The 14,868-nt window shown below is 69.2% G+C and carries 12 protein-coding genes and 1 pseudogene; all 13 read left to right on the forward strand.

The genetic code is table 11. From position 1 onward, the window contains the following. The first annotated feature begins 6 nt into the window (after nucleotides 1-6). A complete protein-coding gene (gene hydA, locus BXU09_RS15950; protein WP_078305312.1) occupies nucleotides 7-1,371 on the forward strand; it encodes a dihydropyrimidinase in 1,365 nt (454 codons plus the stop codon). A 62-nt stretch (nucleotides 1,372-1,433) separates the two neighbouring features. Beyond that, nucleotides 1,434-2,246, forward strand: a complete 813-nt coding sequence (locus tag BXU09_RS15955) for an ABC transporter ATP-binding protein (RefSeq protein WP_078305313.1) — start codon at nucleotides 1,434-1,436, stop codon at nucleotides 2,244-2,246. 13 nt (nucleotides 2,247-2,259) lie between these two features. Then, nucleotides 2,260-3,132 (forward strand): ABC transporter permease subunit, encoded by an 873-nt coding sequence (locus tag BXU09_RS15960; RefSeq protein WP_240501421.1) that lies wholly within the window; start codon nucleotides 2,260-2,262, stop codon nucleotides 3,130-3,132. Beyond that, nucleotides 3,129-4,091 (forward strand): ABC transporter permease, encoded by a 963-nt coding sequence (locus BXU09_RS15965; RefSeq protein ID WP_144012284.1) that lies wholly within the window; start codon nucleotides 3,129-3,131, stop codon nucleotides 4,089-4,091. The genes BXU09_RS15960 and BXU09_RS15965 overlap by 4 nt, the downstream gene beginning before the upstream one ends. A gap of 47 nt (nucleotides 4,092-4,138) precedes the next feature. Continuing rightward, complete coding sequence (locus BXU09_RS15970) at nucleotides 4,139-5,200, forward strand: ABC transporter substrate-binding protein (RefSeq protein ID WP_078305058.1); 1,062 nt, start codon at nucleotides 4,139-4,141, stop codon at nucleotides 5,198-5,200. A gap of 81 nt (nucleotides 5,201-5,281) precedes the next feature. Further along, complete coding sequence (locus BXU09_RS15975; RefSeq protein WP_078305059.1) at nucleotides 5,282-6,520, forward strand: hydantoinase/carbamoylase family amidase; 1,239 nt, start codon at nucleotides 5,282-5,284, stop codon at nucleotides 6,518-6,520. A gap of 34 nt (nucleotides 6,521-6,554) precedes the next feature. Beyond that, on the forward strand, nucleotides 6,555-7,322 hold the full coding sequence (locus tag BXU09_RS15980; protein ID WP_240501376.1) for a PucR family transcriptional regulator: 768 nt from the start codon (nucleotides 6,555-6,557) through the stop codon (nucleotides 7,320-7,322). 142 nt (nucleotides 7,323-7,464) lie between these two features. After that, nucleotides 7,465-8,811 (forward strand): aminotransferase class III-fold pyridoxal phosphate-dependent enzyme, encoded by a 1,347-nt coding sequence (locus tag BXU09_RS15985; protein ID WP_078305061.1) that lies wholly within the window; start codon nucleotides 7,465-7,467, stop codon nucleotides 8,809-8,811. A gap of 38 nt (nucleotides 8,812-8,849) precedes the next feature. Then, nucleotides 8,850-10,358: a CoA-acylating methylmalonate-semialdehyde dehydrogenase gene (locus tag BXU09_RS15990; protein WP_240501377.1), complete on the forward strand. Its 1,509-nt coding sequence runs from the start codon at nucleotides 8,850-8,852 to the stop codon at nucleotides 10,356-10,358. Nucleotides 10,359-10,525: 167 nt separating this feature from the next. Beyond that, a complete protein-coding gene (locus BXU09_RS15995; RefSeq protein WP_078305314.1) occupies nucleotides 10,526-12,049 on the forward strand; it encodes a PLP-dependent aminotransferase family protein in 1,524 nt (507 codons plus the stop codon). Between the two features lie 400 nt (nucleotides 12,050-12,449). Next, nucleotides 12,450-13,163 carry an ABC transporter substrate-binding protein gene (locus BXU09_RS16000; protein WP_078305315.1) on the forward strand — a complete coding sequence of 238 codons (714 nt, stop codon included), beginning with the start codon at nucleotides 12,450-12,452 and terminating at the stop codon, nucleotides 13,161-13,163. Continuing rightward, the gene (locus BXU09_RS16005; RefSeq protein WP_230273356.1) at nucleotides 13,154-13,939 is read left to right on the forward strand and encodes an amino acid ABC transporter permease; all 786 of its coding nucleotides are present in this window, start codon (nucleotides 13,154-13,156) and stop codon (nucleotides 13,937-13,939) included. The genes BXU09_RS16000 and BXU09_RS16005 overlap by 10 nt, the downstream gene beginning before the upstream one ends. Before the next feature lie 17 nt (nucleotides 13,940-13,956). After that, a pseudogene (locus tag BXU09_RS21980) lies at nucleotides 13,957-14,692 on the forward strand (amino acid ABC transporter ATP-binding protein). Nucleotides 14,693-14,868: the final 176 nt, after the last annotated feature.

Consider the following 14,868-nt stretch of genomic DNA (forward strand, 5'->3'; position numbering starts at 1 on the left):
GCACGCATGATCCTACTGATTCAGAACGGCGAGATTGTCACGGACGGTAAGCGTTTCAGGGCGGACGTGCTGGTGGAAGGGGAAACCATCGCCCAGATCGGCGAGAACCTCGCGGTGCCCGAGGGGGCCACCGTGATCGACGCGAGCGGGAAGTTCGTGTTCCCCGGCTTCATCGACCCGCACGTGCACATCCACCTGCCGTTCATGGGCACGTTCGCGAAGGATACGCACGCGACCGGATCGCAGGCGGCGCTGATCGGCGGGACGACGACATTCATCGAGATGCTCGCCCCGGCCGGAAGTGAGGACCTGATGGACGGCTGGCGCACCTGGACGGGCATGGCGGCAGGCAACAGCGCCTGCGACTACACCTTTCATATCGGCGTGACCCGCTGGGACGACCGGACCGAGGCGACCCTGCGCGACCTGGTGGGGCAGGGCATGAAGTCCTTCAAGGTGTTCCTGGCGTACAAGGGAGCGTTCGGGATCGACGACGCGGCGCTGTACCGGGTGTGCCGTCTGGCGGCGGAACTGGGCGTGGTGGTCACTGCGCACTGCGAGAACGCGGATCTGGTCGCGGAGTTGCAGCAGAAACTCCTCGCGGAGGGCAAGACTGGACCCGAGTGGCACGAACCCAGCCGTCCGGAGAGCGTGGAGGCCGAGGGCACGGCGCACTTCGCGACGTTCGTGGAGATGACGGGCGCGCACGGGTACGTGGTGCACCTGAGCAACGCCCGCGCGCTGGAGGCGGCGCTGGATGCCCGGTCGCGCGGCGTGAAGCTGGACGTGGAGGTCGTGATTCCGCACCTGACGCTCGACAAGACGTACGCCGAGCGGCCCGGCGTGGAGGGCGCCAAGTACGTCATGTCGCCCCCCCTGCGCGAGAAGGGCAACCAGCCCCGGCTGTGGGCGGCGCTGGAACGCGGCGAGATCGCCACGGTCGCCACCGACCACTGCCCCTTCGACGTGGCGCAGAAGCACATGGGCGACGGGAACTTCACGCTCATCCCGAACGGCATTCCCGCCATCGAGGACCGCGTGAACGTCCTGTACACCCAGGGCGTCAGCCGGGGCAACCTGAGCGTCGAACGCTTCGTGGACGCCGCCAGCACCCGCGCCGCGCAGATCTTCGGCCTGTACCCCCGCAAGGGCACCGTCAGCGTGGGCAGTGACGCCGATCTGGTGATCTACGACCCCGCGTACCGGGGCACCATCAGCGCCGGGACCAGCCACATGAACAACGACTACAGCGGCTACGAGGGCTGGGAAATCGACGGGCGCCCCGAGGTCGTCACGGTACGCGGTCAGGTGGCCGTGCAGGGCGGTGAGTTCGTGGGCGACCCGGCGCGCGGGCAACTGCTGCGGCGGTAGGAACGGGCAGAGGGTTCCAGGCACGCTGAACCGGACAGGGTCCGGAGTTCCAAGGAGGAGACGTGACGTACACCAACCCCAGCCCGCAGGCCAGTCCGCCCCTGAATGAGCCGCCCATCGTGTCCATCCGCGACCTGCAGAAGGTCTTCCCGGTGCCCGGCGGGCAGACGGTCGCCTTGAAGGACGCCAACCTCAGCATCCAGAAGGGAGAGTTCATCAGCCTGATCGGCCCGAGCGGCTGCGGGAAGACCACCCTGCTGCGCCTGATGGCCGACCTGGAACAGCCGACCGCCGGGGAACTGCTGATCGCGGGCCGCACCGCCGACGAGGCCCGCCGTGAGCGGCAGTACGGGTACGTGTTCCAGGCGCCCGCGCTGATGGAGTGGCGCACCGTGCTGAAGAACGTGCTGCTGCCGCTGGAAGTCATGAACGTGCCCGGCGACCGGGTAGCGCGGGCGCGCGAGATGCTGAAACTGGTCGGCCTGGAGAAGTTCGAGCGGAACTACCCCTGGCAGCTGTCCGGCGGGATGCAGCAGCGCGTCAGTATTGCCCGCGCGCTGGCGTTCGACCCGCCGCTGCTGTTCATGGACGAACCGTTCGGCGCGCTGGACGAGATCACCCGCGAGCACCTGAACCTGGAACTGCTGCGGCTGTGGCGTGAGACCGGCAAGACCGTGATCTTCGTGACGCACTCCATCCCGGAAGCGGTGTTCCTGAGTACCCGCGTGGTCGTCATGACCGCCCGCCCTGGCCGCATCGAGGGGATCGTGGACATCGACCTGCCGCACCCGCGCAGTGACGACACCCGCGAGGACCCGCGCTTCTTCACGCACGCCACCGAGATCCGCGAACTGCTGAAGAAGGGGCACGCATGAACGGGGGGAGGTCATGACCACCCTGCGGCCCCCGCGCATGGCGGGACTGGGGCCGATGCTGGTCGTGGCGTTGATCGCGGCGGCGCTGTACTGGCCGCTGATGCTCGCCGCGAACGTCGGCCCGGCCGGGCGGACCCTGGCGAGCGGCGCGGAACTCGACTGCCGGACGGCGCTGGCCTGCGCCTCGCAGCTGCGCAACCCGGTGGTGCCCGCCCCGGCGCAGCTCGCGCAGGGCTTCGTGCGCCTGAGTACGCCGGTCACGTCGCCGCTGGCGCTGCCGTACAACGTGGGCGTGACCGCCGGGGAGACGCTGCTGGGCCTGCTGCTGGCGACCGTGACGGGGCTGGGGCTGGCGCTGCTGCTGGTGGCCAGCCGTTCGTTCGAGCGGGCCACGCTGCCGTGGCTGGTCGCGTCGCAGACCGTGCCGGTCGTGGCGATCGCGCCGATGCTGGCGGTGCTGCTCGGGCAGTACGGCGTGCAGGGCTTCCTGCCCAAGGCGATCATCGCGGCGTACATCGCGTTCTTCCCGGTCGCGGTCGGCATGAGCCGGGGCCTGCGCAGCGCCGATCCCCTCCACCTGGACCTGATGCGCACGTACCACGCCAGCGGCGCGCAGACCTTCCGGCTACTGCGGTTCCCGGCCAGCCTCCCGCACCTGTTCACGGCGCTGAAGGTGTCGGTCACGGCGGCGCTGGTGGGCAGCATCGTCGCGGAGATCAGCACCATCTCGTTCTCCGGGCTGGGCAAGATGCTCGCCGAGAACTCGCGCGCCAGTGACACGGTGGCCCTGTGGGTGATCATGGGATACGGCGCGGTGCTCGGTGTGACGCTGGTCGCCCTGGTGAACGTGCTGGAGAGGTGGGTGACGCCATGGAGCAGACGATGACCGCTGTGCGCACCGTCGCCGCCCGCCCCGGCGCGGCCCTGTCCACCGCCGCGGCGCTGCTGGTCGGCGTGGGAGGCCTGCTGCTGGTGTGCCTGACCCTCCCGGCCCCCGGCGAGGGCACGCCCCCGGACGCGCGGGCGTGGCTGGCGGGCATCCTGGCCCTGCTGGCGGTGGGCGCCCTGGGCGTGCGCGGCGCGGCGCAGGGCGAGTCCCGCGCCGCCCGCACCCTGCCCGCCACGCTCACGCTGATCCTGGCCGTGCTGGGCACCGAGGCCCTGCTGCGCGCCTACGCCGTCCCGGCCGGTCTGATCCCCACGCCGGGGCGCGTGCTGAGCGCGCTGTGGACCGCCCGCAGCGTCCTGCTTCAGGACACCTACACCACCTTCGTGCTGGAGGCGCTGCTGGGGTTCCTGGCCGGCACCGCGCTGGGGCTGGGGCTGGCGCTGCTGGTCGTGCGGTTCCGCTTCCTGGAACTCGGGCTGCTGCCGTACGCGGCGCTGTTCAGTTCGATTCCCATCGTGGCGCTGGCCCCCGTGATCGTGAAAGCAGTTGGCCTGGACTGGCCCAGCAAGACGGTCGTCGTGGCCGTCACGGTCCTGTTCCCGGTCGTGGTGGGCGCCGTGCGCGGCCTGCAGAGCGCCGCGCCGCTGCACCTGGACCTGATGCACACCTACGCCGCCCGCCCGGAGCAGACCTTCCGGGACGTGCGGATTCCCACCGCGCTGCCGTTCCTGTTCGGCGCGCTGAAAGTCTCCAGCACCCTGGCCCTGATCTCCGCCATCGTCGCCGAGTTCTTCGGCACGAACGGGCACGGCCTGGGGTTCCGCATCCAGATCGAGGTGGGCCGCTTCGGACTGGACGTCGTGTGGGCCGCCATCGTGCTCGCCAGTATCGCCGGTATGGCCTTCTTCGCGCTCGTCAGCGCCGCCGAGGCGCGGCTGCTGCCCCGCCGCTCCTGACCGACCCCGTTTCACCCGAACGCGCTCCCCACTCCCCGGAGGTTCCCATGAAACGCAGCACCCTGATCCTGGCCGCCCTGCTCCTGACCACCGCCTCCAGCGCTTCCGCGCAGAAACTCGTGCCCGTCAAGGTGCAGCTCAAGTGGTTCCCGCAGGCGCAGTTCGCCGGGTTCTTCGTCGCGCAGGCCAAGGGCTACTACAAAGCCGAAGGGCTGGACGTGCAGTTCCTCCCGACCGGCGACCAGAGCCCCATCCAGACGGTCGCCACCGGCACCGCCGACTTCGGCACCACCTGGATCACCGACCTGCTGACCGCCCGGCAGCAGGGCATCCCGGTCGTGCACATCGCGCAGCTGTTCCAGAAGAGCGGCTACACCCTCGTGTCCCTGAAATCCGCCGGTCTCAAGACCCCGGCCGACTTCAAGGGTAAGCGCGTGGGCGTGTGGCCCAGCGGGAACGAGTACCCCGCCGTGGCGCTGCTGAAGAAGTACGGCCTGACCACCAGCCTCGACTCTTCCGTCAGCAATCCCAGCGTGCAGGCTGTCACGTACCCCTTCGACCCCAGCATCGTCTTCCCCGACAAGGTCGATCTGGTCAGTGCCATGACCTACAACGAGGTCAACCAGATCGTCGGGCTGGGCTACCCGCTCGACAAACTCCAGATCTTCAACGCCAGCGACTACGGCATCAACCTCCTCGAGGACCTGATCTTCACCACCGAACGGACCCTGGCCAACAAGAACTTCAAGGGCAGCGGCATGAGCGGCGAGGACATCGCGGCGAAACTCGTGCGCGCCACCCTGAAAGGCTGGAACTACGCCGTGAAGAACCAGAAGGAAGCCGTGCAGACCGTCCTGATCAACTGCGGCAACACCTGCAAGGGGTCGGGCACCCGCGCCAGCGCCGCCGGCCACCAGACCTGGCAGATGGCCGAAGTCGCCAAGCTGTACAACGCCGGCCCCACCCTGAAGGGCCGCGCCGGGTACCTCGACCCCGCCACGTATAAGGCCAACGTCACGCTGCTGAAAAGCCTCGGCATCCTCAAGGCTGACCCCAGCCCCGCCGCCGTCACGTACAAAGTGTGGGAAAAAGCCACCGGGAAGAAGTAGATGGTTGATGGTTGAAGGTTGACAGAGGGTGGTTCCATCACCTGTCAACCATCAACTTTCAACTGTCTCCGAAGGAGACTCATGCTTGATCCACAACGAACCATCGACGACCTGAAAGCCCTGCGAGAATTGACCGGGGACGAGCACGGCGCGCAGCGGGTGGCGTTCACGGACACCTGGGTCGCCGCCCGCGCGTTCCTGAAGGAGCGGCTGGACGCTCTGCCGGTCACGCAGCACATGGACGCCGCCGGGAACTGGTGGGCGACCCTGCCCGGCGAGAGCGAGCGCGCCCTGCTGATCGGCGGGCACCTCGACTCCGTCCCGAATGGCGGGTGGCTGGACGGCTGCCTGAACGTCCTGGCGGGCCTGGAAGTCCTGCGCCGCGTGAACGAACAGTACGCCGGGCGCCCACCGGTCACGCTGAAACTCGTGGACTGGGCCGACGAGGAAGGCGCGCGCTTCGGCCGCAGCCTGTACGGGTCCAGTGCCGCCGGGGGCCAGCTCGACGTGACCGAGATGCGCAAACTGAAAGACCGTGACGGCGTGAGCCTCGAAGACGCCCTGCAACGCGTCGGCATCACCCTCGCGGACGCCCCGGATGCCCGCGCGGAACTGAAGGACGCCGCCGCGTACCTCGAACTGCACATCGAACAGGGCCCCGTCCTCGAACACATGGATCTGCCGCTCGGCGCGGTCCTCGGCACGGTCGGCGTCGAGCGGCACACCATTACCTTCCACGGGCAGGCCGCGCACAGCGGCAGCACGCCCATGAACGTCCGCCGCGACGCTTTCCTCGCCGCTGGACGCTTCGGGCAGGCCATCTATGACATCGCCGCGCGGCACGGGGGCGTGTGCACGGTCGGCAGCGTGAAGACCCTGCCCGGCATCGTCACCAGCGTCGTCGAAACCTGCGAAATCACCCTCGACCAGCGGCACCTCGACGCGGGCAAACTGGCCGCCATGTGGCAGGACGCGCAGGACGCCGCCACGCAATTCGCGCAGGAGGCGGGCTGCACCGTCACCTTCGGGTACCTCTGGAACATCGAACCCATCCCCTTCCACCCCATGCTCATCGACGCCGCCGAGGCCAGCATCCTCACCGTCACGCCCACCACGCACCGCCTCCCCAGCGGGCCGCTCCACGACGCCGCCGAGGTCGCCCGCGCGGGCGTCCCCACCGTCATGCTGTTCGTGCAGTCCCTGCGCGGCATCAGCCACAACAGGATCGAGGACACCCGCGAGGACCACATCGCCCTGAGCGTGCAGGCCCTGGATGAACTCACCACCCGCACGATGGACTGGATTGCCCGGAACACCTGACGTCCGGGCCGGAAAGGCGCACACTGAAGCCACCATGACCCCTGTTCGACTGGAGGATCCGATGTTGCCGACGCTGGCGGAACTGTTGACGCTTCCGGCGTTCGCGGGCGCGGAGGTCGTGAGTGGGCACGCGCACCTGACCCAGCCCGTGACCTGGGTGCATGTCTCAGAGGTGGCGGACGCCGCGCGGTTCCTGACCGGCGGGGAACTGCTCCTCTCGACCGGGTCGCTGCTGGCCCGCATGAACGAGGGTGAACTGGAGGGGTTCGTGGCGTCGCTGGCGCAGCGGGGCGCGCACGGGCTGGCGCTGGAACTCGTGCAGGTGTTCCGCGACGTGCCGCCCGCGTTGCTGGGCGCGTCGCGCCTGCATGGGTTGCCGCTGATCGTGTTCCGCGAGGAGGTGAGTTTCGCGGCCCTGACCCGCGCGGCGCACGCCCGCATCCTGAACCACGGCGGCCCGGCGCTGGACCCGAGCCTCGCGCCCCTACTGGACGCGCTGGCCGAGACGGGGCGCAGCGTGGCGTTCCTGCGTGCGCAGCTGGGGCCGCTGCTGAACCTGCCCGCCCGGCCCCGCTCGACACTGCTGGGCACGCTGGACGCCCTGCTGACCACGAACTTCAACATGGCCGAAACCGCCCGGCGCCTGGGCGTGCGGCGCCAGACGGTGTACTACCGCCTGGAGCAGCTGCGCGCCATGCTGCCCGATCTGGACGAACCCCGGCGGCAGCTGGGCCTGCATCTGGCGCTGGAACTGACGCGCAGCGAGGCGGGCGAGGCGCTCAGCGCCGCCGAGCGGACGTAGACAGGCGACTGGACAGACTGTCTCTTGCCGCTCCAGCACGCAAAAAACTACACTTCGGTTAACATTCGGTTTCCGCTCTTCTTTCTGAAGTCTGCGCCCTGCACACTGCCGGGTTCGCCCTGTCATTCCGGAGGTTCCGCCCATGCCCGACCCGCATCCCGACACGCACGACATCATCCAGGCGAACCGTGACCACACCCTGTTCTCGTGGAGCGTGCAGACCCAGACGAACCCCATCCACATGACCGGCGGCAAGGGCAGCCACTTTTTCGACGGGGACGGCAACACGTGGCTGGACTTTTCCAGCCAGCTGATCAACATCAACGTCGGGCATCAGCATCCGGCGGTGCTGGAGGCCATCAAGGCGCAGGTGGACACCATGTGTTTCGCCGGGCCGAGTTTCGCCACGGATGTCCGCGCGCAGCTGGGGCAGAAACTGCGTGAGGTGACGGGCCTGGGCAAGAGCTTCTTCACGCTGGGCGGCAGCGAGGCGAACGAGAACGCCATGAAGATCGCCCGCCTGTACACCGGCCGCGACAAGATCATCACCCGCTACCGCTCCTACCACGGGGCGACGATGGGCAGCATGACCGCCAGCGGCGACCCCCGGCGCTGGCCGGTCGAGCCCGGCGTGCCCGGCATCGTGCGCGCCTTCGACCCGTACTGCTACCGCTGCCCGTTCGGCAAGACGCCGGACAGTTGCGGGCGCGAGTGCGTGTCGCACATCGAGGAGATCATCCAGATGGAAGGGCCGCACACCATCGCCGCGATCATGGTCGAGGGCATCACCGGCAGCAACGGCCTGCTCGTCCCGCCGGACGACTACTACCCGAAACTGCGCGCCCTGTGTGATAAGTACGGCATCCTGCTGATCGACGACGAGGTCATGAGCGGCTTCGGACGCACCGGAACGTGGCTCGCCACGCAGCACTACGGCATCAAGCCCGACATCGTCACCTGCGCCAAGGGCCTGACCAGCGGGTACATGCCGCTGGGCGCGGTGGTCGTCAGTGACGCCATCGCCGAGTACTTCGAGACGCACTTCCTGGCGGGCGGCCTGACGTACAGCGGGCACCCCGTCTCGCTGGCCGCCGCCGTCGCCAACCTGAAAGTCTACGAGGACGAACATCTCTTCGAGCACACCCGCGACCTCGGCGAGTACCTCGGGCAGCGCCTCGAAGCCATGAAGGCGAAGTACGCCTGCGTGGGCGACGTGCGCTACAAGGGCCTGTTCAGCGTCCTGGAACTCGTGCGGGACAAGGCCACCAAGGAACCGCTGGCGCCCTTCAACGGCACCTCACCCGAGATGGGTCGCCTCGCCGCGCACCTCAAGAGCCGCCACGTGTACGCGTACAGCCGCTTCAACTTCCTGTGGGTCTGCCCGCCCCTCGTCGTCACCCGCGAGGAACTCGACGAGGGCCTCGCCGCCTACGAGGAAGCCCTCGCGCTGGTCGATCAGATGATCGGCTCGCCCGTCGCCGCCGACTGACGCTCTCCCTCCCCGCCTTCCCCTCCACAGGAGTTCCCATGACTGACACGATGACCAAGCCCGCCCCTATCAACCACTGGCTGGGAGGCAAGTTGACGCCCGGCACGTCGGGCCGCAGCGCGAAGGTGTTCAACCCGGCGACCGGGGAGGTGCAGGGTTTCGTGGACCTCGCCAGTACCCAGGAGATCGACGCGGCCGTTCAGGCGGCCACGGCTGCCGCGCGGGCGTGGCGGAGCGTGCCGCTGAGCAGGCGCGCGGAGATCATGTTCCGCTTCCGGGCGCTGCTTGACGCGGGCCGCGACGATCTGGCCCGCATCCTGACGCGTGAGCACGGGAAGGTGCACGCGGACGCGCTGGGTGAGATCGCGCGCGGCATCGAGAACGTGGATTTCGCGTGCGGGATTCCCAACCTGCTCAAGGGCGGGTATTCCGAGGGAGCGAGTACCGGCGTGGACGTGTACTCCATCCAGCAGCCGCTGGGCGTGGTGGCGGGCATCACGCCGTTCAACTTCCCGGCGATGGTGCCGCTGTGGATGATCGCGAACGCGCTGGCCTGCGGGAACGCCTTCATCCTGAAACCCAGCGAGAAGGACCCCAGCGCCAGCCTGTTCATCGCGGAGTTGTTGCAGAAGGCCGGGCTGCCGGACGGTGTGTTCACGGTGATTCACGGGGACAAGGAGGCGGTGGACGCGCTGCTGGAGCACCCGGACGTGGCGGCGGTCAGTTTCGTGGGGAGCACGCCCATTGCGCGGTACATCTACCGCAAGGGCACCGAGCACGGCAAGCGCGTGCAGGCGCTGGGTGGCGCGAAGAACCACATGCTGGTCCTGCCCGACGCGGACGTGAACATGGCCGCCGACGCCGCCGTGAGCGCCGCCTACGGGTCCGCCGGGGAGCGCTGCATGGCGATCAGCGTGGTCCTGGCCGTCGGGGACGTGGGGGATGAACTGGTGGACGCCATCGCCTCACGCCTCCCGGCCCTGAAGGTCGGCCCCGGCAGTGACGCCGCGAACGAGATGGGGCCGCTGATCTCCCGCGAGCACCGCGACCGCGTGGCCGGGTACATCGGCAGCGCCGCCGATCAGGGCGCGACGGTCGTGGTGGACGGCCGGGCGCAGACGTTCGACGGGAACGGGTTCTTCCTGGGCGTGTCGCTGCTCGATCACGTCACGCCGGACATGGACGCCTACCGCGACGAGATCTTCGGGCCGGTCCTGTGCGTCGTGCGGGTGCCCAGCTACGAGGCGGGCCTGAAACTCATCAACGACAACGAGTTCGGGAACGGCACCGCCATCTTCACCCGCGACGGCGGCGCCGCCCGGCAGTTCCAGTTCGACTGTCAGGTCGGCATGGTGGGGATCAACGTGCCGATTCCCGTCCCGGTCGCGTACTACTCCTTCGGCGGCTGGAAGGCCAGCCTGTTCGGGGACACGCACATGTACGGCCCGGACGGCATCAAGTTCTACACGCGTACCAAGGTCATCACGTCCCGCTGGCCCGACCCGGCGGGCAGCCGCGTGGACCTGGGCTTCCCGCAGAACCGCTGATACGGACTGCCGTTTGTTTCGCCGACAACCCGGAACATCGCCGGATTGCCAGCTCCACGCCCGGAACCCGTTTTGCTCCTACTCGCTCTGCGGCGCAGCTCTACGAGTCCGTATGACCCGGCGTGGCCCGGCCGGCCCCCGCGATCCGGCCGGGCCGCGTGGTAAGAATGGGCGGTGATGGACGCCTCACCTCCTGCCGGACGCCCGGCCCCGGCCCCGGCCCGGTGGACCTGCCGCTCTCGCTGGACCGCGCCTCCGGCGTGGGGCTGGCCCGGCAGCTGGCCGCGCAACTGCGGGCGGCGGCGTCCGGCGGGACGCTGGAGCCGGGGCAGCGGCTGCCGTCCACGCGGGCGCTGGCGCTGGCGCTGGGCGTCGGACGGAACGTGGTGTTCGAGGCGTACGAGGACCTGCTGGCCGAGGGGTTCCTGATCGGCCGGGACCGGTCCGGGACCTTCGTCGCGCCGGACCTCGCGGTGGACCACGCGCCCGGCGCGGCCCGCCCGGCCCCCAGCCGCAGCGCCCGCTGGTTGCAGCGGGACGTGCCGGAACCGCAGGTCGAACATCCGGGACCGCCGGACCTGCTGGCGTTCCGGGTGGGGCAGACCGACACGGACGCCCTGACGCGCGGCGAGTGGCGGCGCGTGTGGCGCGCGGTGGCCGACGCGCCGCTGCCCGGCGATTACGCGGACCCGGCGGGCGACCCGGAGCTGCGCGGCGCGGTCGCGGCGTACCTGAAACGCGCGCGGGGCTTCGTGTGCGACCCGGACGACGTGATCATCACGTCCGGGGCGCTACAGGGCGTGGACCTGATCGCGCAGGCCGTCCTGGCTGCCGGTGACCACGTGGCCTTCGAGGACCCCGGTTACCGGCTGGCGCGGCAGATCTTCCAGGAGCGGGGCGCGCGGATCACGCCGCTCCCGGTCGACAACGACGGCCTGCGCCTGGACGCCCTGCCGGGCGGGCCGGACGCGCCGCTGCTGGTGTACACCACGCCCAGCCACCAGTTTCCGCTGGGCGTGCGGCTGTCCATCCCGAGGCGGCTGGCGCTGCTGGAATGGGCGCAGACGCACGACGCCCTGATCATCGAGGACGATTACGACAGCGAATTCCGGTACGGGGCGGCGCCGCTGCCGTCGCTGGCGTCGCTGGATACCGCGGGGCACGTGGTGTACCTGGGCACCTTCTCGAAGGTGCTGTCCCCGGCGGTGCGGGTGGGGTACCTGGTCGCGCCCCGGCCGCTGCGGGAGCGGCTGCTGCGCGTCAAGAGCCGCCTGGACGCGCACACCAGCTGGCCGGTGCAGCGCGCCCTGGCCCTGATGATCACGCAGGGGCACCTGGAGCGGCACATCCGCCGGATGCGCAAGACCTACGCGGCGCGCCGCGCGGCCCTGAGCGGCGCCCTGAGCGGCTGCCGCCCGCACGCCCGCCTGATGGGCCTGGAGGCCGGCCTGCACGCCCACCTGGAACTCGACCCGGCGCTGGACGCCGCCGACGTGAGTGCGCGCGCGCGGACGCTGGGCGTGGTCGTGCCCACCCTGACCCCGTACTACCTGGGCGGCGCGGACCGCAACGGTCTGCTGCTCGGCTACGGTGGCCTGGACCTCCCGCAGGTGCGGCGCGCGGCCGGACTGCTGGCGCGGGCGCTGGCCGACGCGGCGGGGGACGGGGGGAACGCCCGCCGCCGCGCATGATCTGGACCGCGTGGCCCTGGCGGGAGCCGGGACCGCTATGATCCCGTGCGTGCCCGGCGACGGGACGCGCTCCCTGGCCAGCCCCGGCTGGGATGTCCGGGGGGCGGGGACAGGCAACTGGCTGCTCCTGAATCCTCGTATCTGGCCTTGTGTACCGGCCAGACCACGGCTATAACCTCCGTCAACCACATTCATGCCGGGACGCGCCGCGTTCCCACCCGCGATTCCCGCCCGGTTTCACCTGCGCCGGCCAGCCCTCACCCGCTGACTTTCACCCGGAACCCAGCTTCCGCCGCCACACTGGAGACTTCATGACCCACACCACGACCCGCCTGCCCCTGACCGCCTGCCCCTGACCCGCCTGACGCTCGCTCTGGGCGCGCTGCTCGGCGCGGCCACCATGAACTCCGCGCAGGCGCGCACGCTGGCCGAGATCAAGGCGTCCGGTACCCTCAAGATCGGCACGAACGCCGAATTCAAACCGTTCACCTACTTCGAGGGCAAGACCATGAAAGGCTTCGAGTACGACCTCGGCAACGCCATCGCCAGGCAGATGGGCGTGAAGGCCGAGTGGATCAACCAGCCCTTCGACAACCTGCTGATCGGCCTGAACCAGAACCGCTTCGATCTCGTGATCTCCTCGCACGGCATCACGCCCGAACGCGCCAGGGCCGTGGACTTCAGCCTCCCGCACTACTGCAGCGGCGGCGTGATCCTCAGCCGTCCCGGCGGCCCGAAAACCGCGGCCGACCTGAAAGGCAAGACCGTCTCCACGCAGGTCGGCACCACCTACGTCGACCAGATCAAGAAGGTCACGGGCGACCGCAACCTGCGCCTGTTCCCCAACAACGCCGGCGCGCTGCAGGCCCTGATGAGCGGCCGCGTGGACGCCATGGTCAACGAGAAGTTCTACAGCCTCGAGGCGCTGAAACTGAACGGCAAGAAACTCCAGCAGGGTGAGATGCTGTTCCAGGAGAAACTCGGCATGGCGGTCGCCAAGGGCAACAAGACCCTGCTCGGCGCCGTGAACGCCAGCCTGAAGACCGTGCAGGCCAACGGCACCTACGCGAAGATCTCCAAGAGCCACTTCGGGCAGGACGTCCGGTGTCGCTGAAATCCGCCCCGGCCCGGCACCCGCTGCTGACCACCGCCGCGTGGGTCGTGGGGGGCGTCGCCGCCTTCTACGGACTGTTCTGGCTGATCAGTTTCGTGCTGGGGCAGATGCCGGACCCGATCGGGCCGCGCGCCGACCTGTTCGTGGAGGGCGCGCGCACCACGCTGCTGCTCACGCTGATCTCCGGCGCGTTCGGGCTGGGCGTGGGCGCCCTGGTCGGGCTGGCCCGCACCTCGCACCTGTGGCTGCTGCGCCTGCCCGCCTCGCTGTTCATCTGGGTGATTCGCGGCACGCCGCTGCTGGTGCAGCTGCTGTTCGTGTACAACGCGCTGCCCGCCATCCTGGAATCCATGGGCCTGAACGTCCAGCTGAACGAGTTCTCGTCGGCGGTGCTGGCGCTGGCCCTGAACGTCGGCGCGTACAACGCCGAGGTGATCCGCGCCGGGCTGCAGGCCGTGCCGCGCGGGCAGAACGAGGCGGCGCGCTCGCTCGGCCTGAGCGGCACGCAGACCATGGTCACGGTCGTCATGCCGCAGGCGCTGCGGATCGTCACGCCGCCCCTGGTGAACAACATGGTCGCGCTGCTCAAGGACTCCTCGCTGGCGAGTTCCATCTCGCTGCTGGAACTCACGCTGGCCGGTTCGCGCGTCAGCAGTGAGACGTTCCTGCCCATCCCGGTCCTCACGACCGTCGCCGCCGTGTACCTGACCCTGACCACCGTGATGACCCTCTTCACCGACCAGCTCGAGCGCCGCCTCAAGGTGGTGTCGCGCTGATGACCAAAGGAGCCCCCATGACGGCGATTATCGAGGCCCACGACGTTCACAAGGCACTTCGGTTCTTTCCACGCCCTGCGCGGCGTGAACCTGAACCGTGCAGCCCGGCGAGGTCGTCGTGATCATCGGCCCGAGCGGCAGCGGCAAGAGCACCTTCATCCGCACCCTGAACGCCCTGGACCCCCACGACGCCGGGTCCATCACCGTGGACGGCATTCCCCTGAACGGCAAGGGGAACCTCGACGCCATCCGCCGCGAGTCGGGATGGTCTTCCAGTCCTTCAACCTGTTCCCGCACCTGACCGTGCTGGAGAACATCACCCCTGGCGCCCATCCGGGTGCGCAAGGCCAGCCGCGCCGACGCTGAGAAACGCGGCCTGGAGTTGCTGCGCCGCGTGGGGCATCGAGGAGCAGGCGCACAAGTACCCGGCGCAGCTGTCCGGCGGGCAGCAGCAGCGCGTGGCGATCGCGCGGGCCCTGGCGATGGAACCCAAGGTCATGCTGTTCGACGAACCCACCTCGGCGCTGGACCCGAGATGATCAAGGAAGTGCTGGACGTCATGAAGGAACTCGCGCGCAGCGGCATGACCATGCTGGTCGTCACGCACGAGATGGGCTTCGCGCGCGAGGTCGCCGACCGCATCCTGTTCTTCGACGGGGGAACATCGTGGAGGACACCACGCCCGAGAACTTCTACCAGAACCCGCAGCACGAACGGGCGCGGACCTTCCTGAGCAAGATCCTGGGCCACTGAACGCAGGGGCAACCCAGTGCAGGCGAGGCGGCCGGTTTCCCAGAGGAGCCGGCCGCCTCGCCTGTGGTCGGCACGAGCAGTCACCTCAACTGGCTGGTTCATTTTGGCTGATTCTGGCACTTCCGGGGCAACCACTTTGCGGGTAGGCTGGGGACACTCCGTTCTGACTCCCCCCA

This window comes from Deinococcus sp. LM3 (assembly GCF_002017875.1).
Classification (GTDB): Bacteria; Deinococcota; Deinococci; order Deinococcales; family Deinococcaceae; genus Deinococcus.

Bases quoted from the DNA above. Each gene is read 5' to 3' on its own strand.
- BXU09_RS16000 (WP_078305315.1), top strand. From the start codon at position 12,450: ATGAACTCCGCGCAGGCGCGCACGCTGGCCGAGATCAAGGCGTCCGGT.
- BXU09_RS15985 (WP_078305061.1), top strand. From the start codon at position 7,465: ATGCCCGACCCGCATCCCGACACGCACGACATCATCCAGGCGAACCGT.
- BXU09_RS15995 (WP_078305314.1), top strand. From the start codon at position 10,526: ATGGGCGGTGATGGACGCCTCACCTCCTGCCGGACGCCCGGCCCCGGC.
- BXU09_RS15990 (WP_240501377.1), top strand. From the start codon at position 8,850: ATGACTGACACGATGACCAAGCCCGCCCCTATCAACCACTGGCTGGGA.
- BXU09_RS15965 (WP_144012284.1), top strand. From the start codon at position 3,129: ATGACCGCTGTGCGCACCGTCGCCGCCCGCCCCGGCGCGGCCCTGTCC.
- hydA (WP_078305312.1), top strand. From the start codon at position 7: ATGATCCTACTGATTCAGAACGGCGAGATTGTCACGGACGGTAAGCGT.
- BXU09_RS15960 (WP_240501421.1), top strand. From the start codon at position 2,260: ATGACCACCCTGCGGCCCCCGCGCATGGCGGGACTGGGGCCGATGCTG.
- BXU09_RS15970 (WP_078305058.1), top strand. From the start codon at position 4,139: ATGAAACGCAGCACCCTGATCCTGGCCGCCCTGCTCCTGACCACCGCC.
- BXU09_RS15975 (WP_078305059.1), top strand. From the start codon at position 5,282: ATGCTTGATCCACAACGAACCATCGACGACCTGAAAGCCCTGCGAGAA.
- BXU09_RS15980 (WP_240501376.1), top strand. From the start codon at position 6,555: ATGACCCCTGTTCGACTGGAGGATCCGATGTTGCCGACGCTGGCGGAA.